Source organism: Mycobacterium rhizamassiliense, assembly GCF_900157375.1.
Classification (GTDB): Bacteria; Actinomycetota; Actinomycetes; order Mycobacteriales; family Mycobacteriaceae; genus Mycobacterium; species Mycobacterium rhizamassiliense.
Genome location: NZ_LT721901.1, coordinates 5,238,886 through 5,265,570 on the forward strand (window position 1 = coordinate 5,238,886; position 26,685 = coordinate 5,265,570).

The window sequence follows — 26,685 nt, forward strand, 5'->3', positions numbered from 1 at the left end:
CCGCTGGGACTGGCGCAACCGAGTACGTTGGCACGTACAGCGTCGCTGAGTATCCAGGTTAGGACATAGGCATATGGCGGTCGGCCAGTCATCTTCCCCCGCGCCCCTTTCTCTCAAGGACATGAGAAAGATCGAATTCGATATCATTCGATACCTCTTGCCGCGCGGCAATTTATTGACTGAGGGATCGAGTTCTCGGGAAGAGCTGCTGTGCCTTGCCTCCACCGTGCAGCGCACAAATGCCCGCCTGATCGGGGAAATAGGATTTAACGTCGGATTCTCGAGCTACGCGTTTCTAGCCGCGCATCCCGACACCAAGGTCATCTCCTTCGACCTGGGCGGCCACCGCGGCACGCGGTTCGCGAAAAGGCTTATCGACAAGAGGTTTCCGGGCAGGCACACACTGATCTACGGGGACTCGACCAAGATCGTGCCGGAATTCGCCGCCGAGAACCCGGATTTGCGTTTCGACCTATTCTTCATCGACGGCGGCCACGAATACGAGATTGCCAAAACCGACGTTCTGAATGTAAAGCCCCTTTGCACAGAGAAAACGGTTGTGGTCATGGACGATCTCACTCCCTGGCTCGGTTGGGGTAAGGGACCCGCTCAGGCGTGGACCGAGGCCATTAATGAAGGGCTAATCCGTCAGGATGAAATGTACAAGGACGGCGAGCCCGTTCAGGAAATGGAGCCCCCAGGAAAAAGAATCTGGGCTTTAGGCCGATACCTTTTCTGATAATCGCCCGAAATAAATCGCGTGCGGCTGGCGTATTCGCGTTGCCGTTTGCCGGGGGACCGGCGGCCGAGGCGCACCGATCAGCCGGCTTAGCGCTCCCTGGCAAACTTTTCCAGCAGATCGGCCGTGTCGGCCACGCTTTCCGCGGGTTTGGTCATCTCGGTGGCGATCTCGCGGGCCCGGATCGCGACCTCGGGCGCGAGGATCTGGCGCAGGTCCGCGACCAATGTGTCCTCGGTGGTGGTCGAGAAACGCCGGGACGTGCCGACCTTCAATCGCTTGACCTGAGCTCCCCAAATGGGCTGATCGCCCAGCATGGACAGGACCAGCGTCGGAACCCCGGCGCGCAGGCTCGCGGCGGTGGTGCCGGCGCCGCCGTGATGGACGACGGCGCGGCAAGTCGGGAAAATCGCCGCGTGGTTTACCGAGCCCACTACTTTGACGTGGTCGGACACCGGGATATCGCTGAAGTCGCTCCAGCCGGCGCAGATCAACGCCCGTTCGCCCAGTCGCGCGCACGCCGCGCTGATCATCCCGACGGTGTCGGCCGGAGACTGCACCGGCATGCTGCCAAAGCCGAAGTAGATCGGCGAAGTACCCGCGGCGATCCACGACGCGACCTCGTCATCGGCGTCCGTGGCGAACTCCATCGTCAGACCGCCGACAAACGGACGGCGGTCCTCCCATTTCGCCCATTCGTCCGCCAGCCCGGGAAAGCAAAGTTCTTGATAGGCCTGAATTTCCAGCGAACCCCGTTGCGCGATTCGTCGCGACGCTGCGGATTTCGCCTTCGGCAGGCCCAATTCCCGGCGCTGCGCATCCTCGACCCTTTTGAGCAACCGCCATTGCGTCCAGTCGAGCACCTTCATTGCGGCGCGACCCATGAACGGCGGCAGCGGCCGAACCAGCTGGCCATTGGCCCGCGCGGGAAAGTAATGCAGCGTGGCCAGCGGAATGTCGTAGAACTCCGCGACGTTCGCGGCGGGCTCCTGGTAACCCAGGCCGGTCACCAGCACGTCCGCCCCCTCGGCCAGCGACACCAGCGCAGAGCTCGCGCTCTCCCAGCACATGGTGGCCAATTCCCAGACCTCGTGCAGCAGTCCGGCGGCGCGGCCGACCCGCCAGAAGTTGCGCAGGAACGACGTCCAGAAGTTGCGATGCGCGTCCAGCCACGCCTGCGTGTCCTCGCCGTAGGCCGCCCCCGTCAGGCCGGCGGACTCGACAAACCAGACCAGATCCGGCGGAACGGCCATGCATACGTCGTGTCCTCGGCGCATCAGTTCACGGCCCACCGCGATGGAAGGCTCAATGTCGCCGCGAGTGCCGTAGCTCGCGATCACAAATTTCATTGCGTCTCCCACCCTTCAGTCATCGTCGACCCCGAGCAAAATTATTCATGGATCGGAGCGTGGCGTTGGGGCATTCGCAATTTGACTTCGACAGAAATTCGTCGCGTGTTACTGATTTTGCCACACAGCTAACTGCACACAGCCACTCAGCAAACGGATTTACCGGTAAAACACCTGGTGAACTCTGGTTAACGCAAAGCCTCTGGGGATGCATTGCACCCGCCGAATCCGGCGGGCAGCGATATCCGGAGTTACTTTAGCCAAGCCTTATCTGGGCAGATGGCAAACTTCTCCACCAGGTCGGCGGCGGTGGCCACGCTTTCGGAGGGCTTGGTCATCTGGGTGGCGATCTCGCGGGCTCGAGCGACATATTCGGGGGCGAGAACCCGGCGCAGGTCGGTGACGAGCGATTCGCGAGTGGTGCCCGAGAAGCGACGCGCGGTGCCCACCTTCAGCCTTTTGACTCGCACGCCCCAATACGTCTGATCGGGCCCCGTCGACAGGATGAGCGTCGGCACCCCGGCGCGCATGCTCGCCGCCGTGGTACCCGCGCCGCCGTGATGCACGACGGCCCGGCAGGCCGGGAAGATGGCCGCGTAGTTGACCGGTCCCACGACCATGACGTGATCGGGAATCCGGACATCGCTGAAGTCGGTGCCGCCGGCGCAGATCAGCGCCCGCTCTCCCAGCCGCGCGCACGCGTCGCCGATCATCGCGACCGTCTCGGCCGCCGATTCCACCGCGATGCTGCCGAAGCCGAAGCAGATCGGGGGCGTCCCCGCGGCGATCCACGACGCGACGCGGTCATCGTTGTCCGTCGTCAGTTCCATCGTCAGCGCGCCGATGAAGGGCCGCTGACCGTCCCACTTCGCCCATTCGGACGCCAGCCCGGGGAAGCAGACCTCGTCGTAGGCCTGGATCTCCAACGAGCCGCGTTCGGCGATGCGGGTGGGCGAAGGACTGGTCGCCTTCGGCAACCCCAGTTCGCGGCGCTGTTTATCCTCCGCCTTTTTGTTCATGTGCCAGAAGACCCAATCCAGCGCCGCCATGCCGGAGCGGCCCACGGGCGCGGGCAGGCTGGGAACGAGTTGACCGTTGGGCCGCACCGGGAAGTTGTGCAGCGTCGCCAACGGGATGTCGTAGAACTCCGCGACGTTGGCGGCCGGCTCCTGGAAGCTCTGGCTGGTGAGCAGGAGGTCGGCGCCGTCCGCCAACTCGGTGGCCGTCATGCTCATCTCCGCCCAGCACTGCGCTACGGGCTCCCAATATTCGCGCCACAGGCCGACCAGCTCCTGCACCTTCCAGAAGTTGCCGAAGAACGACGTCCAGAAGTTGCGGTACCGCTCCAGCCAGGCCTGAGTGTCCAGGCCATAGGTAACCGTCGTGAGCCCCGCCGCCTGGCTGAACTCGACCAGGTCGGGCGGAACACCCATGCGCACCTCGTGCCCACGGCGGAGCAGCTCTCGCCCGACGGCCACGGACGGCTCGATATCGCCACGCGTTCCATAGCACGTCAAGGCAAATCTCATCGCCGGTCCTGGCCTTTCAATTGTCATGCGCTGAGGGGGCGTCAAGGGCCGCAGTGATTATCCCTAGTTCGGAGACCTTGCGGGCGACTTTGAACTCATCTGCGCACGCGCCGATACCACGGAATTCGTCGACGTCAATATCGGTAATGCGCTGGATGGACCGAACACCGCTGTGGAAGTCGGTCATCAGAACATCGTCCTTACCAGTTTGGCGCGCTCATCGCCGTTTTCAGGCCCCGGTGATGAACGTCACAAGTCGTGGCATTCCCCTGGATCGCAGGCCAAAACGAACTCAGCCCGTTGCGGCCCCCGGTTCCGAGAACGGCGACCCGAATTCGGTGATCGGCTGGAAGCCGCGTTTGCGCGCCTTCGCGACGCCCGATTTCAACAGGTTGCCCAGCGTCGCGACGCCCGAGTGGTCCAGCGCCAGGAAGGGCGACAGCAGCCGGTTGTGCACGAAGGCGAACGCCAGCCCGCTGGCCGGGTCGGCCCAGCCGAACGAGCCGCCCATCCCCACATGCCCGAAGCCCGGCACGACGTTGCCGAACGGGATGCTGTGGTAGCCGAGGTGGAACGACAACGGCACCAGCACATTGCGGTCCCTCTTGAGGCTGCGCCGCCCGGTCAGCCCGGCGACGATCTCGCGGGACAGGAACCGGGTGCCGTCGATCTCACCGCCGTTGGCGATGGCGCCGTACATGCGCACCAGGCCCCGGGCCGTCGCCACCCCGTTCGCCGCCGGCATCTCGGCGTCGAGCAGCGGAATGTCGCCCTTGACGGCGGCCATGACGCCCTGGAAATAGATGGCCCGGAATCCGCCGGACAGCTCCGCGGCGAGCTTGCACGTCAGCGAGCTGAGCAGCGGGTTGCCGATGATGTTCTGGGGCGCGATGATCTCGGCGACCCGCGTGGGGCCCCCGGCGGGCGGCCGGCCCAAGTGCAGGCCGTCCGTGCCCAGCGGCTCGGCGAGCTCCTCGCGAATCAGGTCGCGCATGCCCTTTCCGGTCACGGCCCGGGCCAGCCCGGACATCAGCCAGCCGAAGGTGAGCGCGTGATATGCGGGTTTGCCAAGCAGGCGTCCCGGCGGGGCCGCCGCCAAGCGCTGCTCCATCAGGACATGGTCCAGCAAGTCCTCGCGGGTCGCCCCGCGTAGGCCCGACAGCCCGGCCCGGTGCCTCATCACCTCACGCACGGTCAGGGCGGACTTCCCGTTGGCGCCGAACTCCGGCCAGTACTCGGCGACCGGAGCCTCGTAGTCGATCAGCCCGCGATCGGCCAGTCGGTGGATGACCGTGGCGGCCAAGCCCTTGGTGGCCGAGAAGACCATCGGCGCACGGTCGGCCGTCCAGGGCACCTGGCCCGCTCGGTCCGACCAACCCGTCCACACGTCCACGACGGGTTGACCGTCGAGGTAGACCGCCAGTGCGCCGCCGCCGAAGCGCCGGCCGGGAAACAGGCTCGAGAACCCACGAACGACGCAGGAAAAGTTTGGGTCCGCCGCGCCGGACACACGATGACCTGCGTCAGGGGCATCGTGGGAGGGGACCGCGCGGAGATCGACCCGGGATTCTGCCGTCACATTTTTGAATTTACTTCGGATTCACGGTGCCCAAGTGCAGAACTTTGAATAATTAACCATTCCGTTAGCGCGACGCGGCGTCTAGTATTTGCTGGGCCGCCAGCGCCGGGGTCAACTCCCCCGCTTTGACCTGACTCTCCACGTCGGCGCGAATCTTGCGGACGGCGGGGTTGGACAGCACCCGGTCCAACACGGTGTCGCGGACCATCTGCCACGTCCAGTCGACCTGCTGGGCCCGGCGACGCGCTTCGAACTCGCCCGCCTCGGTCAGCACCTCGCGATGACGCTCGACGGTTTCCCACATCTCGTCCAGGCCCGTGCCCTCGGCGGCGCTCATCGTGAGAACCGGTGGCCGCCATAGGGTTTCGCGCGGATAGATCAGCCTGATCGCAGAGGAGAGCTCGCGCGCGGCGGCGCGTGCATCCGGCAGATGCTTGCCGTCGGCCTTGTTCACCACCACGATGTCGGCCAGTTCCAGCACACCCTTTTTGATGCCCTGCAGCTGATCGCCGGTGCGCGCCAGGGTTAGCAGGATGAAGGTGTCGACCATATTGGCGACCGCCACCTCGGACTGCCCGACGCCGACGGTTTCGATCAGGATCACATCGAATCCGGCTGCCTCCAGCAGGACGACGGTCTCCCGCGTCGCCTTTGCTACACCGCCCAAAGTCCCCGATGTGGGCGACGGGCGGATGTAGGCATCCGGGTGAACCGCCAGGCGCGACATCCTGGTCTTGTCGCCGAGGATCGACCCACCGGTACGGGTCGACGACGGGTCGACCGCCAGGACCGCCACCCGATGCCCCTGCTCGATCAGATGCATGCCGAGCGACTCGATGGTGGTGGACTTGCCCACCCCCGGAACCCCGGTGATGCCGACCCGGTGCGCGTTGCCCGCGTCGGGGAGCAATTCCAGCAGCATCTGCTGCGCCTTCTCGCGATGGTCGGCGCGGGTGGATTCCAGCAGCGTGATCGCCCGCGGCAGCGCCGCACGGTCGCCGTTGCGGATCGAGTCCGCCAGGCTTCGGGACGTCATCTGCTGCCCCTCATCGCTCGCGGGAAAAGTCGATGGCCGGCACTAGCCCAGGTCGTAACCGAGTCGCTCGGCAAGCTTGTGCAGCAAGCCGATTGCGGCGTCGGCGATCACGGTGCCCGGCGGGAAGATCGCGGCGGCCCCGCCCTCGTAGAGCTCGTCGAAGTCACCGGGCGGGATCACGCCACCGACCACGATCATGATGTCGGGCCTGCCCACCTCGGCCATCGCGTCACGCAGCGCCGGCACCAGCGTCAGGTGCCCGGCGGCCAGCGAGGACACGCCCACGACGTGCACGTCGTTGTCGGCGGCCTGCCTGGCCACCTCCTCGGGCGTGGAGAACAGCGATCCCACGTCGACGTCGAAGCCGATATCGGCGAACGCGGTGGCGATCACCTTCTGGCCGCGGTCGTGGCCGTCCTGGCCCATCTTGGCGACCAGGATCCGCGGCCGGCGGCCGTCGGCCTCGGCGAACTTCTCGACCAGTTCGCTGGCGGTTGCCATGTTGGTGGCCTTTCCAGCTTCGTCGCGGTAGACCCCGGAGATGGTACGGATCTCGGCCTGGTGGCGCCCGTACACCTTCTCCAGCGCGTCGGAAATCTCGCCGACGGTGGCCTTGTGCCGGGCGGCGTTGATCGCCAGTGCCATCAGGTTGTTGCCCAGCCCATCTCGATCCCCTTTGCCGGCCCGGCCCTGGGCCCCCGCGGCGCGGCTGAGCTCGGCCAAGGCGGCGTCGACCGCATTCTGGTCGCGGCTGGCCCGCAGGTCCTTCAGTTTGGCCAGCTGCTCGGCGCGCACCCGGCTGTTCTCGACCTTGAGGACCTCGACCTCCTGGTCCTCTTCAACCTGGTACTTGTTGATCCCGACCACCGGCTGGATTCCGGAGTCGATCCGCGCCTGGGTGCGTGCGGCGGCTTCCTCGATGCGCAGCTTGGGGATGCCGTCGTCGATGGCCTGCGCCATACCGCCGTGCTCGGCGACCTCGGCGATGTGGGCGCGGGCCCGCTGCGCGAGCTGATGCGTGAGCCACTCCACGTAGTACGAGCCGCCCCAGGGGTCGATCGGCCGGACGGTGCCGGACTCCTGCTGCAGCAGCAGCTGGGTGTTGCGGGCGATGCGGGCGGAGAAGTCGGTGGGCAGCGCCAGCGCCTCGTCCAGCGCGTTGGTGTGCAACGACTGGGTGTGCCCCTGGGTCGCGGCCATGGCCTCGATGCAGGTGCGAGCGACGTTGTTGAAAGCGTCCTGGGCCGTCAGCGACCAACCCGAGGTCTGCGAATGTGTGCGCAGCGACAAGGATTTGGCGCTCTTCGGATTGAACTGTGCGACCAGTTCGCTCCACAGCAGCCGGCCCGCCCGCAGCTTGGCGACCTCCATGAAGAAGTTCATCCCGATGCCCCAGAAGAAGGACAAGCGCGGCGCGAACTTGTCGATTTCCAGGTCGGCGTCCAGGCCGGCCCTGATGTAGTCGACGCCGTCGGCCAGCGTGTACGCCAATTCCAGATCGGCTGTGGCACCGGCTTCTTGGATGTGATAGCCGGAGATCGAAATGGAGTTGAACTTCGGCATCTTGGCGCTGGTGTAGCCGAAGATGTCGGAGATGATGCGCATCGACGGCTTGGGCGGATAGATGTAGGTGTTGCGCACCATGAACTCTTTGAGGATGTCGTTCTGGATGGTGCCGGCCAGCTTCTCCGGCGGCACCCCCTGCTCCTCGGCGGCCACCACGTACAGCGCCAGGATGGGCAGCACGGCGCCGTTCATCGTCATCGACACCGACACCGACGACAGGTCGATGCCGTCGAACAGCTGGCGCATGTCGAGAATGGAATCGATTGCCACACCGGCCATTCCGACGTCACCCTGAACGCGCGGGTGGTCGGAATCGTAGCCGCGGTGGGTGGCCAGGTCGAAGGCGACCGACAGGCCCTTCTGCCCGGCGGCCAGGTTGCGCCGGTAGAACGCGTTGGATTCGGCGGCTGTGGAGAACCCGGCGTACTGGCGGATGGTCCACGGCTGGTTGACGTACATCGTCGGATAGGGCCCGCGCACGAAGGGCGGCTCGCCGGGAAAGCTGTTCAGCGGATAGCCCGCCGACTCGGCGGCCGCCCGGTCGGCGGCTATGTACACCGGCTTGACGGCGATGTCTTCCGGCGTGTGCCATTGCAATTGGTCGGGCGTGTACCAGTGCGCGGCAGCGGCCTTGGCCACGTGGTCGTCGACGGCGGCCTCGGTCGCCGGCGCGACGGCGCGCTCGCTGTGCAGCGGAACGTCGGCGAAGCTGCCGACAGCAGGTGCAGTGGTCGTCATCGTTTACTACGCCCCCAGCTTCGTGAGCAGATCCGACAGTGCTTCGACCGCATTGATTTTCGCGGTCAGGAATTGGTCCGGCTGATGCTCCGCACCGGCCACGGCCTTCTCGGGCCCGGCCAGATAGACGCGCGAGACGCCGGCGCTGTGCGCCGCCTGTACGACTCCCGAGGCCTCGTCCTGGTATCGCTTGTCGGTGCCGCAGATGACCACCGCCGCAGGCGAACCGGCCTCGGCCACCGCCGCCGCGACGCCTGCGGCGTCGACCGTCCCCGGGTTGATCGCCTCGATACCACCGGAGGCCAACAGGTTCGACGCGAACGTCGCGCGGATGTTGTTTTCGGCCAACGGACCCACCGGTAGCAGCAGGACACTGGGACGCGAGCCGGTGCGGGCCAGATAACCGTCGGCCCGGTCGCGCAGCGCTTCGAACTCCGTCGCGTAGCGCACCAGGTTCCCTGCGGCCAGCGGCGAATACGACGAGTCACTGTGCGGCAGGGGCGCTTCGGTGATGTTCGGGAATTCGTTGACTCCGGTGATCGCGGTCCGGCGGTGCGCGATGTCGTCGCCGCGGCGGGCGGCGATCTCGCCGATCTGACCGGCGATGAACTCACGCGCATCGATGAATCCGCCGTGCGCCTCGATGGCCTGGAAGTGCTGCCAGGCCAGCTCGGCCAGCCGCGCGGTGAGGTCCTCGACGAACCACGAGCCGCCGGCCGGGTCCAGCACGCGGCCCACGTGCGACTCCTCCAGCAGCAGCAGCTGGGTGTTGCGCGCGATGCGGCGGGTGAAACTCGTTGCGATGTCGGGGAATCCGCCGTCGATGGCCACGTCGAACGGGAACACCAGCAGCGAGTCGGCGCCACCGACACCCGCGCCGAACGCGGCCAGGGTGCAGCGCAGCATGTTCACCCACGGATCACGCTGCGTCATCATCGGCAGCGACGTCTCGGCGTGGATGACGGCCGCTCCCGAGTCCGGAGCGCCGACGACCTCGGCCACCCGCGCCCACAGGTTGCGCACCGCGCGGAACTTGGCGATGGTCATGAACTGGTCGTCGTCGGCGGCGAACCGGAAACTGATCTGCCGCAACGCCGCACCGATCGACAGCCCCGATTCGATGAGGACCCGCAGGTAGCTCACCGCGGCGGCGACGCTGGCGGCGAGCTCCCACGTCGCGTTGGCCCCCAGATTGTGGAACGCGGGCCCGTCGACCGTGATCGCGCGCACGCCGGTGTGCTCGGCGGCCCGCTTGGCAACGGCGACCACATCGTCGATACAGGGAGCGGGCCGCTCACTCAGCGATGCGGTCAACGGGTCACCGCCCAGGTCGATCGACAGGGTGGCGCGCTGATCGGGTTCGACCCCGGCCGCCAGCTCCAGCACGACATCGCTGGTCGCCGAATAGTCGACGCCCGCCTCGAGAATCAAAGGCGCCATGCTCAGGTGGACGCCGTCGAGCGTCTCCGCCAACTGGTCGGGCGCCAGGCCGGACTGCCCGACCCGCAACACCAGGGCGCTGGCCCCGTTGCTGAGCGCATCGAGCACCGCGGAATTGACGTCCTTTGCCGCCACACCGGGCACCGGGGCGGCCGGGAACGCCTCGGCGACCTTCCAGCCCGACTTGACGTCGCGCAGGGCGTCACCGCCGCGCACGTAGGGCCACTCGCCCGGCAACGGCGGCTCCGGCAGCTCGTCGAACACCGTGTAGAGCGGCCGGATCGCAAACCCGTCATAGGTCGCGGCATCCAGCAGCTGCTCGGGCTGGTCGCCCAGCTCGGCGGGTTCTTTCCGGGTGCTCTTGGAAAGCACACCCGCGACCGCGCCGCGCCAACGCTCGCGAACCTGTTCTAGGCCCGCGCGCTCGGGTACGTCAATGGACACCGACTGCTCCTGTTTTCGCAGCAACTGGCGACATTGTTATCCGGTTGCTTTGGGAATGGAACTTACTAATGAGGCTAATTGATCGCCCCCGCCGCTAAAAAACGGCGAGGCCCAGCGCTGGCGGCCCGCTTGGCCCGAAACGCCACTCGCCAAAAATGGTTTATTCACGCGGGCCCCGTAACCTTGACAACCGTGACGGGTCCCGCCACCTCGAAAACCACTAACACGCTGCGCAGTATCGCGCGCGCGTTGGGCACGGCCGCGCGCCAACTGTCGCGGCCGCGAGCCATTGCCGCAGTGGTCGGTATCACAGCTCTGGTCGCGGTGGCGCTATGCGTTCCGCTGCCCAGCGCGCTGCAGCTGCGTGACTGGGCGCAATCGGTGGGACCGTGGTTTCCCGTGGCATTCCTGGTCGCCCACATCGTCGTGACGGTGGTGCCCATTCCGCGCACCGCGTTCACGCTGGCGGCCGGGCTGCTGTTCGGCCCGGTTCTGGGCGTGGTGATCGCGGTGGTCGCCAGCGCCGTAAGCGCGGTGCTGGCGGCGGCGCTGGTGCGCGCGGCGGGATGGCAACTCCACCGCCTGAATCGGCACCGGGCGATCCACCGGGTGGACCGGCAGCTGCGGGAGCGCGGCTGGGTGGCCGTGCTGTCGTTGCGGCTGATCCCCGTCGTCCCGTTCTCGGCGCTCAACTACGCCGCAGGCGCGTCCGCCGTGCGGATGGTGCCCTACACCCTGGCCACCCTGGCCGGTCTGCTGCCCGGCACCGCGGCGGTCGTCTTCCTCGGCGACGCGTTGGCCGGGCATCCCGACCCGCTGTTGTTGCTGGTATCGCTACTGACGAGCGCCTTGGGTGTAACGGGCTTGCTGTTCGAGATCCGGCACTACCGGCGCCTTCCCGACCGACCCGCGCAGCCCGACGAACCAGCCTCCGAACCAGCGATCGTCGGCTGATCGGCCCGCGCTGTTGAGCGCACCCGCCCTTGCCTGAAAGATCTACTAGATGGTGAGGGTCTGCGCTCTGGTGCTGACGGGCTGGACCTCGGCCTATCCAATGGCCCGCACCATCGTCCTTCTCATCGGCGCCATGGCGTCGCTGGCGATCGCCGTGCTGTCGATGCTGCGCAGCCGCATCAAGTTGTATCGCCCTCCAGTGCAGGGTCCGGTCCCCGGCTCGGTGCCGCAGTACGCGCCGCGACAACTCCCCAGGATGCGTCGCGCGGGCATCACGATCGCCGCGCTGTTGAGCTCCGTGGCATTCCTGGTGGCCATCTGGCTGCCGCCCAGGGACGCCCACCCGGCGCAGGAACTCACGCCGCAGCCCGCGTTCGCGCCCATCGCCCTGCCGCCGGCGCGCGCCATCGGACCCGGCGTCGGGATCTTCGTAGAATACCCCGATGGTTCCGGCGGAATGGGTTGCACTGCAGGGTTTTTAGTGCATTCGAGCACGGGTCAGGCCGGGTTCCTCACCGCCGGTCATTGCAATCGCCCGCACAAGGCGAGCAAGGTGACGATGAACCTCGGCGACATCCTGCCCTACGCAAGGCTGGGCACCTTCAGCCGGACGGTCAACGAGGGCGACCGCACCGAGCAGCACGACATCGGCCTGATCGTGCTCGACGGCGAGGATGTCCCGCAGACTTCGGCGATCGCCGCCTCGCTGCCGGTCTCCGGTGTCACGACCGACCTCTGGGTCGGCGAGCAGCTCTGCAAGTACGGCATGAGCACCGGTCAGGAGGAATGCGGCCAAGTCCTCGATATCACCGCGAGCAAGGTCGTGTTCACCGCGGCGGGCCGGTGCGGCGATTCCGGGGGCCCGGTCTACGCCGTCCAAAGCGACGGCACGGCGGCCGCGGTCGGCATCGACATCCGCGGCGGCAACCCGCTCAACCCCAAGGCCGGCTGCAGCGCACCGGCGAAGTTCTCGGTCGCCGAGCTTCTGCAGCCCTGGCTGCAGAAGTGGAAGCTGACCGTCGTCACCAACCAGCCGCCCGGACCGCGCTGACGACCGTCACGCCGCGGGTGAATAGCCATCTGTCGCGATCGCCATAGACTGCGGGTATGGACAGCTCGCGGATCGGCGGTACCGACGCCGGTGAGTCCTATTGCAGGACAACGCGATCACGATGGGCTTTGTCGGCGGTGGCGGTGCTCGGCTGCTGCGCGGTTTCGCTGACGGGATGCGGCCACTCCGCCACGCCGGCGCAGACCAGCAGCACGGCGACGACGACGAACATGAACGCCGACTCGTTGATCGTCAGCCTCGACGACGTGCGTCGCATCGCCGGTGTCGCCGCCCTCACCGATGCATCGCGACCCGCGGTGCAACCAAAGCATTTCACTTCCGACGCCCCGGGGCCCTGCGCGTCGGTGTCCGATCAGCAAGCCATCTTCGACGATCACTGGACGCAGTTTCGTTCGGTGGCCTACAGCGGCGACAGCTATAGCGGTGTGGGTGACGTGAAAATTCGCGCCGTCGCCGACGTCGTGCAGTCGGTCGGCGTATACCCGACCAACGATGCCGCGCGCGCCACCTTCGATCGCCTCGTCCCGGACCTGAAGGCCTGCCCCGGATTACACGCCAGGAACTACGATTTCACCGTGCAGCAGCCCGATGCGTCTACCGTCGTGCTCGAGTTTCCCGGACGTTCCCCGTGGAAAACCGCGTATCGGGTGAAGTCCTCGGTGCTGGTTAACGTTGCGGCACTTGGCTTTTCGCAGGCCGAACAGACAGCCGAAACCGTGCTTCAGAACATCACCGATCGCATCAAATAGCGCGTCGACGAAAAATCGCGCGTTCTTCAGGTCCACTACACGTCGGGGCGTTACCGTCCTCGGTACAACCACCACCGACGTGGGGAGCGACATGACTACCGAAGCGACAACCTCCGCGCGGCGCCATTCCACTGCCCTGGTGATCGGCGCCGCAGTGGTGGGCCTGGTAATCGGCGCGATCGCCGCCTTCGTGGTGACGGGTCTGGTCTTCACCGTCCGCGTCGAACTTCCGCCGCCGCCGTACCCGCCGCCACTGTCGTCGGTGGCACAGGGCGGCGGCTGCATCTACACGCCGCCCCCGGGGCCCGGTGGTGCGCCGGCCTCCACACCCGGAGGCTTCGTACCGCCCCCGCCGCCGGTACCACACGCGCCGGGGGCTTAAGGGCTACGCTCGGTCCGGGCCCTTCGCCGTCATCACGGCGACAGTGGCCAGGAACAAGGCGGCCGGAAGGGTGTTGACGACCTTGTCCCGCACCCGGATGTGCGCGCCGACGGCAAGGATGAAATACAGCGTCAGCATCGCCGTCGTCAGCCTTGCCAGCGCGGGAAACCGGGTGACCGACGCCAACCCGACCGCGGCGGCCGCCTTGACCACCGGGAAGACGGGCCGAATCTCCTCCGGTATGCCCAGATCGTCCAGGATCTTCTTGATCGGAGCTATCTGGACCGCGCACCCGACCGCATCGACGGCGTGAAAAGCGGCAAGCCCCACGTATGTCTTCGGTGACGTCAAAACACTCATCCGGCAATCCTATTGAGCGCTAGCGAGTCAGCTCCGGCGGTGCCCCCGGCGGCCCGTCCACCGGCGCGCGCGCGATGGCCTCGGCCTTCGCTACAGCCTGGGCGATCGCGGGGTCGGTCTCGGTGGAGAACCAGTCGGCGACCTCGGCGTCGTCGTTGTCGGTTTGGCGCCCCGGCGCCAGATCGGCCGGGTCGACCGGCGACGGCTCGAACCGGAAAACCCCGTCTTCGCCCGGGGTGCCCAGCAATTTGGTGAACCCCTGCAACGCCGCGCTGAAGTCGCTGGGCACCACCCACACCTTGTTCGCGTCACCGCGCGCCATTTCCGGCAGCGTCTGCAGGTACTGGTAGGCCAGCATCTCCGGGGTGGGCCGGCCGGCCTTGATCGCGGCGAACGTCTTCTCGATGGCCTTGGCCTGGCCCTGGGCCTGTAGATAGGCCGCCGCGCGCTCACCCTGGGCCCGCAGCATGCGGGACTGCCGGTCGCCCTCGGCAGCCAAAATCGCGGCCTGCTTGGCGCCCTCGGCGGCCAGGATCTGCGCCTGCTTGGCGCCCTCGGCCTGCTTGATCGCGGCCTCGCGGGTGCCCTCGGCCGTCAGGATCATCGCCCGCTTCTCCCGGTCGGCCTTCATCTGCTTTTCCATCGAGGCCTGGATCGACGGCGGCGGGTCGATGCTGCGCAATTCGACCCGGGCGACCCGCAGCCCCCAGCGGCCGGTGGCCTCGTCGAGCACGCCGCGCAGCTGGCCGTTGATCTGGTCGCGCGAGGTCAGCGTCTGCTCCAGCGTCATGCCGCCGACCACGTTGCGCAGCGTGGTCGTGGTGAGCTGCTCGACGCCGACGATGTAGTTGCTGATCTCGTAGACCGCCGCCTGCGGCACGGTGACCTGAAAGTAGACGACCGTGTCGATGTTGAGGGTCAGGTTGTCCTCGGTGATCACCGGCTGCGGCGGGAACGACACCACCCGCTCGCGCAGATCGATCCGGGCCCGTACCCGGTCGACGAACGGCACCAGCAGCGTCAGCTGCCCGCTGACCGTGCGGCTGTACCGACCCAGCCGCTCGATCACCGCCGCCTCGGCCTGCGGGATCAACGCGACCGACTTGGCCACGACGATGATGGCGACCACCACCAGAACAGCGAGCAATAACAATCCCGCAACCGCACCCTGCATCGGAGTTCCTTTCTGTCGCAGCGTCTTCGCAGCGTCTGTGCCGATCTGCTATCCGTGCCTGAACACCACCGCGGTGGCGCCGTCGATGTGCAGGACGGTGACCGACTCCCCCGGCTCGTAGACGTCCGCGTCGTTGAACGGGCGCGCCGTCCACACCTGGCCGTCGAGCTTTACCTGGCCGGCGTCTCGGGCGACCCGATCGAGCACCACGGCGCTTTTGCCCTCCAGCGCCTGGATGCCGAGCTGCAGGCCGCCCGCGGGGGTCAGCCGCCGGCGCACGGCGGGCCGCACCAGCGCCAGCAGCAGCACCGAGACGATCAGGAACACCGCCCCGTCGATCCACACCGGCCCATCGATCAACCAGCTGGTTGCCGACGCGGCCAGGGCGCCGCCGCCAAGCATCAGCAAGAACATATGGCCGCTGAGGGCCTCCGCGCCGACGAGCGCCAGCGCGAATATCAGCCAAATCACACCGGCGGGCATGCGGTCAGAATACGCGTGATCGGCCTTTGCCGGATCAAACAACTACACTGCGATCTCATGTGGTGTCCTAGTGTTTCGCTGTCGCTGTGGGCCAACGCCTGGCTCGCGGGTAAGGCAGCGCCCGACGACGTTTTGGATGCGTTATCTCTTTGGGCACCAAAGCAATCGGTCACCGCGTATGATGCCGTCGCCGCCGGCCACACCGGACTGCCGTGGCCCGACATGGACGACGCGGGGACGGTCTCGTTGTTGCAGACGCTGCGCGCCGCGGTGGGCCGCCCCGTGGTGCCCAACGGCCCGAATGTGCCCGGGCGGCTGCGCGGCACCATCAACGTGTTGTCGCCGGTCCCGGGCGACGTGCGGGGTCTGCCACCCGGCACCCAGTTCGGGCGCGATGCCCTGGCCGCCGGCGAGGCGGTGATCATCACCAACCCCGACGATCCGAACGCCGCCGTCGGGTTGGTGCCGGAGTTCTCCTACGAGGGCGACGAGACCGACGACGAAGACCCCGAGCTGTGCGCGCTGTCGTGGATCGTGTACTCGCTGCCGGGCGCGCCGGTGCTCGATCACCATGACCTCGGGGACGCCGAGTACGCGTTGCGTTCCGCGGTACGCTCGGCCGCCGACGCGCTCGGCACCATCGGCCTGGAAGGCGCTGCCGGCGTCGAGGATCCGCGCGGACTCGTCGAGCAGGTGCTGGAATCCACACGGCACCACCGGATTCCCGACCACGCACCGTCGCGCGCGCTGCGGGTGCTGGAGAACGCCGCGCACGTCGACGCCATCATCGCGGTCAGCGCCGGACTGAGCCGGCTGTCCGACGCCGATCCCCTGGGCGCCCGCGTCGTGGCGGGGGTCGACGTGGCCGGAACGCAATCGTCGTCCCAGGCGCAGATCGCCAGCGACGCCCTGCGTCCCCTCAACGGGGTCGTGCGTTCGGCGAGAATGGCCGCCGTGAGCGCCATCCTGCACTCGGCCTGGAACGACTAGCCCTGCGGGGCCGCCGCGCAATGCGGCGGACGGCACGGCGCACCGTCGACGCTGGCAAGGCACCCCGGCACCGCCTCGGGACCACTCACCCGCGCGGGCGACCGCCCGTCGCGGAGTTCGCCGATCAAGTCGGCCGCCAGCCGGGCGAACCGCCGATCGGCGTTGGGCGTGGCGACGCGGGCGAAGGCCATTCCGGCCGCCTCGGCCTGTGCCCGCAACTCGTTGTCGAGGTCCCAGACCACCTCGATGTGATCGGCGACAAACCCGATGGGACAGACGATCACGGCTTTGGTGCCGGCGGCGGCGAGGCCCGTCAGATAGTCGGCGACGTCGGGCTGCAACCACGGCACCTGCGGCGGACCCGACCGCGACTGCCAGGCCAGGTCGTAATCGTCGTATCCCGCGGCCGCCGCGACCAGCCGTGCGGCATAAGCGACTTGGCTGCTGTACAGATTCGGGCCGCAGCGCTCGTCGGCGGCGACGGGGATCGAATGCGCGGTGAACACCAACCGCGCGTCGCCGGGCACGGTCTGGGCGGCCGCCGCAATGTTGCCGACGAACATCTCGACGAAAAGCGGATGGTCGAAGTAGGTGCGCAGCTTGACCAACTCGGGGGCTTCCGCTCCGGCGGCCCGGCGGGCGCGGGCGATGTCCTCGATGTATTGCGTGCAGCTGGAGTAACCGCTCCACGCCGACGTGGTGAACACCGCGGCCCGGCGAATACCGTTGTCGCGCATGGCGGTAACGGTGTCCTCGACATACGGCTCCCAGTTGCGGTTGCCGAAGTACACCGGCATGTCCAGCTCCGCGCGGAGCTCGGTGATCAGCGCGCGGTTGATGCCGTTGATCGGCGAGACCCCGCCGAAGTGCAGGTAATGCTCGGCGACATCGTCGAGGCGTTCCGGCGGCACGTTGCGGCCGCGGGTGACGTTCTCCAGGAACGGCCGTACCTGCTCGGGGCCCTCCGGTCCACCGAAGGACAGCAGCAGGACAGCGTCAAAATCCATTGCGGCTAAAGCAATTGGGTGCTGGCGCCGCCGTCGGCGTAGATGATGCTGCCGGTGGTCGCCGGCAGCCAGTCGGACAGCAGCGCGCACACCGTCTTGGCGACCGGTGTGGGGTCCTTCATGTTCCACCCGACGGGGGCGCGCTGGTCCCAGCCCTCCTCGAGCAGCTGCATCTGGGCGCCGGCCTCCTCGCCGAGCGCACCGCCGACGATCGCGCTCATCGCGAGCGTCCGGATCGGGCCGGCAGCAACGAGATTCGACCGGACTCCCGACTTACCCGCCTCGCGCGCAACAAACCGGTTGACCGACTCCAGCGCGCTCTTGGCGACCGTCATCCAGTTGTAGGCCGGCATCGCCCGGGTCGGGTCGAAGTCCATGCCGACGATGGAGCCACCGGAATTCATAATCGGCAGCACGGCTTTGGCCAGCGAGGCGTACGAGTAGGCCGAGATGTGGATGCCCTTGGCCACGTCTTCGTACGGCGCGTCGAAGAACGGGTTGATGCCCATTCCGGTCTGCGGCATGAAGCCGATGGAGTGCACCACCCCGTCGAGCTTGTTGCCCTCGCCGATCTCGGCGCTGATCCGCTCGGCGAGCGAGTCCAGGTGCTTCTCGTCCTGTACGTCGAGCTCGATCAGCGGGGCCTTTTCCGGCAGCCGGTCGGCGATGCGCTGAATGAGCCGCAACCGGTCGAATCCGGTCAACACCAACTGCGCCCCGGCTTCCTGCGCCACCTTGGCGATGTGGAACGCGATCGACGAGTCGGTGATGATCCCGGTGACCAGGATCCGTTTGCCTTCGAGAAGTTTTGTCATATCAGTCCTTTGCTCAGTGGCCCATGCCCATGCCGCCGTCGACCGGGATGACGGCGCCGGCGATGTAGCTCGCGTCCTCGGAGGCCAGGAAGCTGACCGCGCCGGCAACCTCCTCGGCGGTGCCGACCCGCTTGGCGGGGATGAATTCCAGGGCGCCCTCTTGGATCCGCTCGTCGAGTGAGCGGGTCATCTCGGTGTCGATGTAGCCCGGGGCCACCACGTTCGCGGTGACGCCGGCCTTCGACAGCTCCCGGGAGATCGAGCGCGCCATCCCGATCAGCCCGGCCTTGGCGGCCGCATAGTTGGACTGGTTGCCGATGCCCCAGCTGCCGGACACCGAGCCGATGAAGATGATCCGGCCGAACCGCTTCTTCTGCATGCTGCGGGAGGCGCGCTGGGCCACCCGGAACGCCCCGGTGAGGTTGGCGTTGATGACCTCCTCGAAGCGCTCCTCGGTCATCCGGATGAGGAACGCGTCCTTCGATATGCCGGCGTTGGACACCACCACCTCGACCGGACCCTGGTGCTCCTCGACCTCCTTGAAGGCGCGGTCGACGGCGTCGTTGTCGGTGACATCGCACACGACGCCGAACAGTCCCTCGGGCGCCCCGGATCCGCGGTGTGTGACGGCCACCTTGTGGCCGTCAGCGGCCAGCCGCTGCGCGATCGCCAGACCGATGCCCCGGTTTCCCCCGGTCACCAGGACGGAACGGGAGACGAATGCGGGTTTGCTGCCGTTAGCGGCTGGCTCGGTGGCTGGTTCAGTCACCACGCCAACTTATCGCCTGGGCGTCGGCCGGCTGAAATCGCCTCACCGCGAGCGTAACGGCACGTAGAGAAACCGCACCGAATAGCCACCTGGCGTTACGCTCGCGGCACTTGTCGGTGTCGCTCAGCACACTTCCGACATGGAAGACCCGTTCCTCGGCAGCGAAGCCCTGACCGCGCGACTGTTGACTCGTCATGAGCTCGAGAACCGCTACACCGCACTGCACAAGGATGTGTACATTCCCCGCGGCGCCGAGCTGACGCCGGTGTTACGTGCCAAGGCCTGTTGGTTGCGATCGAGGCGGCGCGGCGTCCTTGCCGGGTTCTCCGCATCCGCCTTGCATGGCGCGAGGTGGATCGATCCGGTCTTACCCGCCGCGGTCATCGACAGCAACCGTCGCCCGACTCCTGGAGTGCAGGCATGGGAAGAGAGCATCGAGTCTGACGAGATCGCTGTGCTCAATGGCATGCAGGTCACGACCCCGGCCCGCACGGCGCTCGACCTAGCGAGGCGGTATCCGCTGGGGGTCGCCGTGCCTGCAGTCGACGCACTCGTCCAGGCGACTGACCTCAAGTTGGCCGATGTCGAGTTGCTTATCGATCGCTATCGCGGGCGCCGGGGCTTGAGGTCCGCCAGAGCCTGCCTCGCGCTGGTCGATGGCGGGGCCCAATCACCGAAGGAAACCTGGCTGCGCCTACTGCTGATGAATGCAGGATTTCCCCGCCCCCACACGCAGATCGCCGTCCGCAACGAATGGGGTTGGGCCGAAGCGTATTTGGACATGGGCTGGGAGGACGTCAAGGTCGCCGTCGAGTACGACGGCGACCAGCACCGGTCCAGCCGGACCCAATACGTCAAAGACATCCGGCGTCTCGAAATGCTCGAGCGTTACGGGTGGATCGTGGTTCGTGTCATCGCCGAGGACCATCGCGAGGACATCGTCCGCCGGGTCCGTGCAGCGCGCGCACGCCGAGCGTAACGGCACGCTGAGGAACTGGGCCGAATACCAGCGTGGCGTTACGCTCGCGGGGAAGGCGGACCTAGCCCGGCAGTCGCCGGTTGATCAGCAGCGCCGCCAGCGCGGCCAGGGCCAGCACCACCGCGCCCAGTCGCAGCCAGCCGACGCTCGCGTCGCCCTTGATGGTCTCGTAGCCGATCTGCTGCTGCAGCGAGGCGTAGACGGCCTTGAGCTCCTGCAGGCTCGAGGCGCTGTATGCATTTCCGCCCGAGAGCGTGGCGACCTTTCTCAGCGTCTCGTCGTCGACCGGCACGGGCTGGCGTTGGCCGTTGATCTCGACGAAGCCGTACGGCGTACCGAACGAGATCGTCGAGATCGGCACGCCCTGGTCCTTGGCGGTGCGCGCGGCGGTGAACGCCCCCTTGGGGTTGTCCGGGTTGGTCGGCATCGTCTCCTTGCCGTCGGAGAACAGCACGATGCGCGCCGGCGGCGGAGAGTCCCCGCCACCGATCACCGCCCCGACCGTCGCGATCGCCTGCAGCGCGGTGAAGATGCCCTCCCCGGTGGCGGTGCGGTCGGCGAACTGCAGCTTGTCCAGCGCGTTCTTGGTCGCCTCGCGGTTGGTCGTCGGCGACACCAACACCGTCGCGGTCCCCGCGTAGGCGATCAGCCCGAGGTTGATCCCCGGGGTCAGCTCACCGGCGAACTCCTTGGCCGCCTCCTGCGCGGCCGCCATGCGGTTGGGCGCGACGTCGGTGGCGCGCATCGACTGCGACACGTCGATCACCAGCATCACCACCGCGCGGTTGCGCGGCACCCGAACGTCGTTGGTGGGCCCCGCCATCGCGATGGTGAACAGCGCCAGCGACGCCACCAGCAGGAGCGCCGGCACGTGCCGCCACTTGGTGGGCCGCTTGGGCGCGACGCTTTCCAGCAGCTCCATGTTGGCGAACCGCAGCATGCGCCGCTGGCGCGCCAACTGCATCAGCACGTACAGCGCGACCAGCCCGGCGACGACCAGGAAGAAAAGGAAGAACCAGGCGTGGTCGAAGCCGGACAGCGACGTCGGCCCGAGGAACGGCAGCGTCATAGAAGACCGGTCTCAGTAGCGATGCCAGCCTTCGGAGAAGCTGAAGTCACTGGCGTCCTGCCATCGCCCCGCGGCGGCGAGACTCGACGAAGCGGACGATGTCGGCGATCCAGTCGCGGTCGGTGCGCAGCGTCAAAACCGGTGCGCCGCAACCACGTATCGTGCGGGACACCTCGGCGCGGTGGGCCGCCGCCGCTTTGGCGAAGTCGTCGCGCAGGTGCGTGTCGATGGTGAATTCGCGGGTCACCCCGGTCTCGGCGTCCTGCAGGACGACGTCGCCCACGTCGGGCAGCTCGACGTCGCGGGGATCGATCACCTCGATGGCCAGCACCTCGTGCCGGGCCGCGATCGCGCGCAGCGGCCGCATCCAGTTGATCGGTCCCAAGAAGTCGCTGATGATCACCGCCATACCGCGCCGCCGCTCCGGGCGGCGCAACGCGTCGATGGCGATGGAGAGGTCGCCGCGCACGCCCACCGGGGCCTTGGGCATGGTCGCGATGGTGCGCAGCAGCGTCTGCTCGTGCTGGCGCCCGGACCGCGCCGGCACCCGGACCATGTCGGCCCCGTTGGTGACCAGCGCGCCGAGCCGGTTGCCGCCGCCGCTGTTGAGGAAGGTGATCGCGGCCGCGGCGGCCACGGCCAGGTCGCGCTTCTCACAGCTCGTGGTGCCGAAGTCCAGGCTGGCCGAGACGTCGACCACCAGCCAGGTCTCCAGCTCGCGGTCGGCGATCATCTGCCGCACATGGGGGTGCGTGGTGCGGGCGGTGACCGCCCAGTCCATCCGGCGGACGTCGTCGCCCGGCTGGTACTCGCGCGACTCCCCCGGCTCCGAACCCGGCCCGGGAATCAGGCCGAGGTGGTCACCGTGCAGCACACCGTCGAGCTTGCGCCGCACCGTCAGCTCGAGGGTGCGCAGCGCCGCCGTCAGCTTGGGATCGTCGATCTGCCCGCGCTGCATCGACGGCGGATGCACCGCACGCTTCGCAGCGGGGTTGGGATCGGTCACCGACCGCTAGCCGCCGACGCGGCCTGCATCACCGGCGGAACCGAATGCCCTTGCTGGGGAACGGCATTCACCTGTGGCAGGGCAACAGTCTGCAGGACACGGTTGATGACGATCTCGGGCCCGATCTCGTCGGCGAGCGCGTCGTAGGTCAGCACCAGCCGGTGGCGCAGCACGTCGGGGATGACCTCGACGACGTCCTGCGGGATCACGTAGTCGCGGCCCCGAACCAGGGCCAGGGCGCGCGAGGCAGCGATGATGCCCAGCGACGCACGCGGCGACGCCCCGAACGAGATCCAGGTCTTCACGTCGTTCATACCGAGCTGCTCGGGATGGCGGGTCGCAGTGACGACGCGCACCACGTAGTCGACCAGCGCGTGGTGGACGAAGACGTTGGCCGCGATGTCCTGCAGCCGCAGCAGGTCGCCGGTGTCCAGGATCTGCTTGGGCTGCGGCGGTTTGACGCCCATCCGGTAGATGATCTCGCGCTCTTCTTCGGGCGTGGGGTAGCCGACGTTGATCTTGAACAGGAAGCGGTCGCGCTGCGCCTCGGGCAGCTGGTAAACGCCCTCGTGCTCGATCGGGTTCTGCGTGGCCATTACCAGGAACGGGCTGGGCAGCGGGAATCGCTTGCCGCCGATCGACACCTGACGCTCGGCCATCACCTCGAGCAGCGCCGACTGCACCTTGGCCGGTGCACGGTTGATCTCGTCGGCCAGCAGGAAGTTGACGTGGACCGGGCCGAGCTCGGTGTCGAACTCTTCCTTGCCCTGCCGGTAGATGCGGGTACCGATGATGTCGGTGGGCACCAGGTCGGGGGTGAACTGGATGCGGGCGAACGTCCCGCCGACCACCTTCGCGAAGGTCTCCACGGCCAGGGTCTTGGCCACCCCGGGGACACCTTCGAGCAGCACGTGGCCCTTCGCCAGCAGGCCGACCAGCATCCGCTCGACCAGTTGGTCCTGGCCAACGATGATGCGCTTGACCTCGAATATGGCGCGTTCCAGGGTGTGTACCTCGGCAGCCAATCCGTCGGCGCCTCCCGAGGGGGCCTCGTGGGCTCCGGGGCCAGACTGCCCGCCCTGGCCCGGGTAACCGCTGGCGCCCGGGGGCGGCCCACCTGCTGCTGTCATCACATCTCTCTCTCGGCTCAACCGACAGGACACGACTGCTTCTCACGACCGATGTCGTGGGGCAGCGACGTGCCCGCGTCCAACTATTCCAGGCCCGTCGGATTCCGTCGACGTTGCGGTTCGCCGGCGGACACCTCACATTCGCCAGCACGCGCGGGTCAGTACTCGATGATCCTAGTCAGGTACGGCGTCATGCCGGGCTTGCGAACCGGGCTCACGGTCACCTTGGCGGCGCTTCCGGAGGCCTCCAGCATCTGGCCGTTGCCGAGGTACATGGTGACGTGCTGGCCGCCGCCGGGGCCGTAGAAGATGAGGTCGCCGCGCCTGGCCTGGTCGAGCGGGATGTGCCGCCCGGCGTTGTACTGGTCGCCGGAGAACCGCGGGATCAGCACGCCGACACCGGCGAAGCCGTAGCGCATCAGGCCCGAGCAGTCGAAGCCGTTGATGTTCGCGCCGTCGCCCACGCCCTTGCTGGGACCGTCCAGCGAGCCACCGCCCCACGAATACGGCACGCCCATCTGCGAGCCCATCCGCTTGATCACGTACTCGATGGCCTGCCGACCGTAGACCCGCGGGATCTTGCCGCCCGGGTTGGTGGGCGCCGCGGCCGCCGGCGGCGGATCGCCAAGGATGTTGATCCCGAGGCCGCCGAGGAACTGCCTGCCCAGGTCCATCGTCGTCTGGGTGGCCTGCGCGGTGGCCTGCAGCGACGCGTTGGCGACGGCCAGCGGATCGCCCGGCGCGCCGGCGCTGACCTGTGCCGGCAGTGTGGGGTCCCACCCGCCGGGGTCGGCGCCAGCCAGCGGGGTCGGGGCCGCGACAGACAACAACAGCCCGGTCACCGCAGCGGTGATCCAGGCCAAGTTGGTCAGGCGAAAGCGCTTGTGCCGCATAGCTCCCCGATTAGTAGTCATCCTCGTTTAATAGTCGATGTAGCGGATCACGTAGGGCGTCATGCCGCTGGTACGCACGGGCGCCACCCGCACCTTCAACCCGATGTCGGGGGCCTCGAGCATTTGGCCCTGACCGAGGTAGATCGTCACGTGCTGGCTACCGCCCGGGCCGTAGAAGATGACGTCGCCGCGGCGCATCTGAGACGTCGGGATCTTGCGGCCCAGGTTGTACTGCGAGCCCGAGTAGTGCGGCAGCTTGATGCCGACCCCGGCGAACGAGTACAGGACCAGACCCGAACAGTCGAAGCCGGTGATGCCGGCGCCGGAGTCGATGCCGTGGCTTGGGCCGGCCGCGTTGCCGCCACCCCACGAGTAGGGAACACCGATCTGCGACATCCCTCGGCGGATCACGTATTCGCTGGCCTGCCGCCCGTAGACGCGCGGAATGCGGCCCCCCACCCCACCCGGGGCGGCGTTGGTGATCCCGGTGTCGTCGGGCTTGAGGATGCCGAGCTGCTGCAGGAAGTTCTTCCCCAGGCCCGCGGTGACCTGCGTCGAGGTGGACGAGATGCCCAGCACCTGGTTGATCACCGCGATCGGGTCACCCGGAATGTTGGCGCTCGGCACCATCGGCAGCGTGGGATCCCAGCCGTCCCACTTGCGGCCGCCGACCGGCTGCGACGAGGCCGGCGCGCCCGGATCCCAGCGGTCACCCGAGGTGGGGCCGCCGCCCGTCGACCAGGTGGCCGAGGCGAGCTGGGCCTGCTGCAGTTTCTCCTGGGCCGCGTCGCGCTCGGCGGCCAGGCGCGTGACCTGCTCACGCTGTTCGTCGAACTTCTGCTTCGAGTTGGTCAGCGCGGCGACCGCCGCGTCCTGGCTCGTCTTCGCGTCGGTGGCGGCCTTGTCGGCCTTCAGCTTGGCCAGCCGCGCCCCCGACGCCTTGTTCACCTGCTCGGTGCGGGCGCGCTGCAGGTTGTCCATCACGTTCTGCGAACTCGTCGACAGCGTCCGGGCGGCGCTCTCGGTGGCGATGATGTCCTCGGGGCTGCGCGCGGTCAGGTAGCTGCCGGAGGGACCGTTCATATAGGTGGCCGCCGCGAAGGTGTTGAACCGCTGCTGGGCCGCGGCGATCGCGGAGTTGGCGTCGCTGACCGACTGCTGGCTGGTCTCCAGGTCGTGCTGGGCGGTGGTGACGGCGTCGCGCGCGGTCTCCACGTCGACCAAGGACTTGTTGACGCCCTCCTGCTCGGCCTGAATTTCGGCGCCCAGGTTCTCCAGTCGTTGATTGGCCTTGGCGACGTTGGCGATCAGCGCGGCCATGCTGTCGGCGCTCGGACCAGCTTGCGCAAGACCGGGTGTGCACACGAGCATGGCCACGCTCACCACCGACGGCACGACCGGGCGGACCAGGCGGGCGGCCGGTCGCGCGGACGAGCCCCAGAGTTTGCGTCCCATTAGCTCCCCTACGGCTGTACGCGGACGGCGGCGCCAACCACAGTTTTATCTATAAGCGCCAGAGACAACACGAGCATCATTTGCACCGTACGTCACATGCGACGGCGGGGAAATGCTCGTCACAAAAAGAACCTTCTACGTGCGTTTAATGTGACCGAACGGTGACCTGCGGCATTTGCCGATAAGCGGTGACACGCCGCCAGATGAAACCGGCCGAGGCCGGATGAGGGTGTTAGACGGTGTCTTCGGGCTCCGCGGGGGCAGCGCCGGACCCCGGCGCCGAGGTTGCTGCGCGCCCACTGCGCAATTGCAGGAACCGGGCACCCACGGCCGCCGCGAGCACGCCGATCAACAAGACGATCGTCAGCCCCGTCCAGGGGAATTCGGGCGAATTGAGCTCGTGCAGAAAATGCTGCGCCGACACCACCGGGTTGCCCGTCTTGGCGATGTCTTCGCCCGCCTCGAGCGTCACCCGGGGATAGTGCGTGCTGTAGGTGCCGACGTAGCTCGGGCTCAGCGTCAGGACGGTGGCGTCCGGGTAGTCCGCGCCGACGACCGTGGAGATATCGCGCAGCGGCGTGTCGTTGGGCGGGTTGTGGTCGAGCAGCACGATCTTGAGGTCGATGCCCTCGGCGTGGGCCTGGTTGACGATGTCGAGCAAGGCCGGCTTGGCATCGGGGGACGCACTGACCCCGGACGCCGCGACCTGAGCTTTGACCGCGGTCATGTCGACGTCTTGCGGAATGTAGAGCGGTGCTGGGGCGAAAGAATCTGGCCCGGTCACGGTTTACCTCCCTGCCGCTGTGCTACAGGCACGGTACGCGACTTGTCCGAAGCGCGATCCCCGAGGTTTACGCGGGCACCCCGTGCGACAAGACTGAAATAGGGTGCCACTTTTATACAGGACAAGCGTACTGTTAAGGTAGCACCGCACCGCCCACACGGCCCGTCGGCGGAAAAACTTCATCCCAGGGAGTT

At 67.4% G+C, this 26,685-nt stretch carries 26 protein-coding genes; 7 read left to right on the top strand and 19 right to left on the bottom strand.

Annotated elements, in window-relative coordinates; genetic code table 11:
* Window positions 1-73 precede the first annotated feature (73 nt).
* The gene (locus MRAB57_RS24725) at window positions 74-739 is read left to right on the top strand and encodes a class I SAM-dependent methyltransferase (protein ID WP_077089690.1); all 666 of its coding nucleotides are present in this window, start codon (window positions 74-76) and stop codon (window positions 737-739) included.
* 89 nt (window positions 740-828) lie between these two features.
* Here MRAB57_RS24725 and MRAB57_RS24730 read toward each other — a convergent pair whose 3' ends face one another.
* The 7 genes from MRAB57_RS24730 to mutA all read right to left on the bottom strand — a co-directional run bounded on the left by MRAB57_RS24730 (window position 829) and on the right by mutA (window position 10,420).
* Window positions 829-2,088: a glycosyltransferase gene (locus tag MRAB57_RS24730; protein ID WP_077089691.1), complete on the bottom strand. Its 1,260-nt coding sequence runs from the start codon at window positions 2,086-2,088 to the stop codon at window positions 829-831.
* A gap of 251 nt (window positions 2,089-2,339) precedes the next feature.
* Entirely contained in the window at window positions 2,340-3,617 is a 1,278-nt protein-coding gene (locus MRAB57_RS24735; protein ID WP_077089692.1) for a glycosyltransferase, read from the bottom strand.
* 16 nt (window positions 3,618-3,633) lie between these two features.
* Window positions 3,634-3,804 carry a hypothetical protein gene (locus MRAB57_RS28690; protein ID WP_157900660.1) on the bottom strand — a complete coding sequence of 57 codons (171 nt, stop codon included), beginning with the start codon at window positions 3,802-3,804 and terminating at the stop codon, window positions 3,634-3,636.
* Between the two features lie 105 nt (window positions 3,805-3,909).
* Window positions 3,910-5,196 (bottom strand): esterase/beta-lactamase LipL, encoded by a 1,287-nt coding sequence (gene lipL, locus MRAB57_RS24740; protein ID WP_077089693.1) that lies wholly within the window; start codon window positions 5,194-5,196, stop codon window positions 3,910-3,912.
* Window positions 5,197-5,260: 64 nt separating this feature from the next.
* Entirely contained in the window at window positions 5,261-6,232 is a 972-nt protein-coding gene (gene meaB, locus MRAB57_RS24745; protein ID WP_077089694.1) for a methylmalonyl Co-A mutase-associated GTPase MeaB, read from the bottom strand.
* A gap of 42 nt (window positions 6,233-6,274) precedes the next feature.
* Window positions 6,275-8,536: a methylmalonyl-CoA mutase gene (scpA, locus tag MRAB57_RS24750; RefSeq protein ID WP_077089695.1), complete on the bottom strand. Its 2,262-nt coding sequence runs from the start codon at window positions 8,534-8,536 to the stop codon at window positions 6,275-6,277.
* Between the two features lie 6 nt (window positions 8,537-8,542).
* Window positions 8,543-10,420, bottom strand: coding sequence for a methylmalonyl-CoA mutase small subunit (gene mutA, locus MRAB57_RS24755; RefSeq protein WP_077090831.1), 1,878 nt, complete (start codon window positions 10,418-10,420; stop codon window positions 8,543-8,545).
* A gap of 192 nt (window positions 10,421-10,612) precedes the next feature.
* On the opposite strand from mutA, the gene MRAB57_RS24760 reads away from it, so the two are divergent.
* The 4 genes from MRAB57_RS24760 (at window position 10,613) to MRAB57_RS24775 (ending at window position 13,577) form a co-directional block, all read left to right on the top strand.
* Complete coding sequence (locus MRAB57_RS24760; RefSeq protein ID WP_077089696.1) at window positions 10,613-11,374, top strand: TVP38/TMEM64 family protein; 762 nt, start codon at window positions 10,613-10,615, stop codon at window positions 11,372-11,374.
* 49 nt (window positions 11,375-11,423) lie between these two features.
* Window positions 11,424-12,425 (top strand): S1 family peptidase, encoded by a 1,002-nt coding sequence (locus tag MRAB57_RS24765; RefSeq protein ID WP_077089697.1) that lies wholly within the window; start codon window positions 11,424-11,426, stop codon window positions 12,423-12,425.
* A gap of 137 nt (window positions 12,426-12,562) precedes the next feature.
* Window positions 12,563-13,195, top strand: a complete 633-nt coding sequence (locus MRAB57_RS24770; RefSeq protein ID WP_077090832.1) for a sensor domain-containing protein — start codon at window positions 12,563-12,565, stop codon at window positions 13,193-13,195.
* Between the two features lie 91 nt (window positions 13,196-13,286).
* The gene (locus MRAB57_RS24775) at window positions 13,287-13,577 is read left to right on the top strand and encodes a hypothetical protein (protein ID WP_077089698.1); all 291 of its coding nucleotides are present in this window, start codon (window positions 13,287-13,289) and stop codon (window positions 13,575-13,577) included.
* 3 nt (window positions 13,578-13,580) lie between these two features.
* Here MRAB57_RS24775 and MRAB57_RS24780 read toward each other — a convergent pair whose 3' ends face one another.
* Genes MRAB57_RS24780 through MRAB57_RS24790 form a run of 3 tightly spaced genes read right to left on the bottom strand, consistent with a single transcriptional unit; the run spans window position 13,581 to window position 15,594 of the window.
* Entirely contained in the window at window positions 13,581-13,937 is a 357-nt protein-coding gene (locus MRAB57_RS24780) for a DoxX family protein (RefSeq protein ID WP_077089699.1), read from the bottom strand.
* A gap of 19 nt (window positions 13,938-13,956) precedes the next feature.
* The gene (locus tag MRAB57_RS24785; RefSeq protein WP_077089700.1) at window positions 13,957-15,111 is read right to left on the bottom strand and encodes an SPFH domain-containing protein; all 1,155 of its coding nucleotides are present in this window, start codon (window positions 15,109-15,111) and stop codon (window positions 13,957-13,959) included.
* 48 nt (window positions 15,112-15,159) lie between these two features.
* On the bottom strand, window positions 15,160-15,594 hold the full coding sequence (locus MRAB57_RS24790) for an NfeD family protein (protein WP_077089701.1): 435 nt from the start codon (window positions 15,592-15,594) through the stop codon (window positions 15,160-15,162).
* Window positions 15,595-15,651: 57 nt separating this feature from the next.
* On the opposite strand from MRAB57_RS24790, the gene MRAB57_RS24795 reads away from it, so the two are divergent.
* Window positions 15,652-16,584: a hypothetical protein gene (locus tag MRAB57_RS24795; protein WP_077089702.1), complete on the top strand. Its 933-nt coding sequence runs from the start codon at window positions 15,652-15,654 to the stop codon at window positions 16,582-16,584.
* Here MRAB57_RS24795 and MRAB57_RS24800 read toward each other — a convergent pair.
* From MRAB57_RS24800 to fabG1, 3 genes are read right to left on the bottom strand one after another with little or no spacing between them, the layout of a single operon-like run.
* On the bottom strand, window positions 16,581-17,591 hold the full coding sequence (locus MRAB57_RS24800; RefSeq protein ID WP_077089703.1) for a ferrochelatase: 1,011 nt from the start codon (window positions 17,589-17,591) through the stop codon (window positions 16,581-16,583). The genes MRAB57_RS24795 and MRAB57_RS24800 overlap by 4 nt on opposite strands.
* A gap of 5 nt (window positions 17,592-17,596) precedes the next feature.
* Window positions 17,597-18,406: an NADH-dependent enoyl-ACP reductase InhA gene (gene inhA / locus MRAB57_RS24805; protein ID WP_077089704.1), complete on the bottom strand. Its 810-nt coding sequence runs from the start codon at window positions 18,404-18,406 to the stop codon at window positions 17,597-17,599.
* A 13-nt stretch (window positions 18,407-18,419) separates the two neighbouring features.
* Window positions 18,420-19,175 (bottom strand): 3-oxoacyl-ACP reductase FabG1, encoded by a 756-nt coding sequence (fabG1, locus tag MRAB57_RS24810; protein ID WP_077090833.1) that lies wholly within the window; start codon window positions 19,173-19,175, stop codon window positions 18,420-18,422.
* A gap of 139 nt (window positions 19,176-19,314) precedes the next feature.
* Between fabG1 and MRAB57_RS24815 the strand changes: the two genes are divergently transcribed.
* The gene (locus MRAB57_RS24815) at window positions 19,315-20,154 is read left to right on the top strand and encodes a DUF559 domain-containing protein (RefSeq protein ID WP_077089705.1); all 840 of its coding nucleotides are present in this window, start codon (window positions 19,315-19,317) and stop codon (window positions 20,152-20,154) included.
* A gap of 61 nt (window positions 20,155-20,215) precedes the next feature.
* Here MRAB57_RS24815 and MRAB57_RS24820 read toward each other — a convergent pair whose 3' ends face one another.
* The 6 genes from MRAB57_RS24820 to MRAB57_RS24845 all read right to left on the bottom strand — a co-directional run bounded on the left by MRAB57_RS24820 (window position 20,216) and on the right by MRAB57_RS24845 (window position 26,491).
* The gene (locus tag MRAB57_RS24820) at window positions 20,216-21,223 is read right to left on the bottom strand and encodes a VWA domain-containing protein (RefSeq protein ID WP_077089706.1); all 1,008 of its coding nucleotides are present in this window, start codon (window positions 21,221-21,223) and stop codon (window positions 20,216-20,218) included.
* Between the two features lie 46 nt (window positions 21,224-21,269).
* On the bottom strand, window positions 21,270-22,181 hold the full coding sequence (locus MRAB57_RS24825; RefSeq protein WP_108638137.1) for a DUF58 domain-containing protein: 912 nt from the start codon (window positions 22,179-22,181) through the stop codon (window positions 21,270-21,272).
* Between the two features lie 44 nt (window positions 22,182-22,225).
* Window positions 22,226-23,359 (bottom strand): chaperone MoxR1, encoded by a 1,134-nt coding sequence (gene moxR1 / locus MRAB57_RS24830; protein WP_077089708.1) that lies wholly within the window; start codon window positions 23,357-23,359, stop codon window positions 22,226-22,228.
* Between the two features lie 158 nt (window positions 23,360-23,517).
* Complete coding sequence (gene ripB, locus MRAB57_RS24835) at window positions 23,518-24,252, bottom strand: NlpC/P60 family peptidoglycan endopeptidase RipB (RefSeq protein WP_077089709.1); 735 nt, start codon at window positions 24,250-24,252, stop codon at window positions 23,518-23,520.
* 27 nt (window positions 24,253-24,279) lie between these two features.
* Window positions 24,280-25,707: an NlpC/P60 family peptidoglycan endopeptidase RipA gene (gene ripA, locus MRAB57_RS24840; protein ID WP_077089710.1), complete on the bottom strand. Its 1,428-nt coding sequence runs from the start codon at window positions 25,705-25,707 to the stop codon at window positions 24,280-24,282.
* 232 nt (window positions 25,708-25,939) lie between these two features.
* Window positions 25,940-26,491, bottom strand: coding sequence for an Rv1476 family membrane protein (locus MRAB57_RS24845; RefSeq protein ID WP_077089711.1), 552 nt, complete (start codon window positions 26,489-26,491; stop codon window positions 25,940-25,942).
* Window positions 26,492-26,685 lie beyond the last annotated feature (194 nt).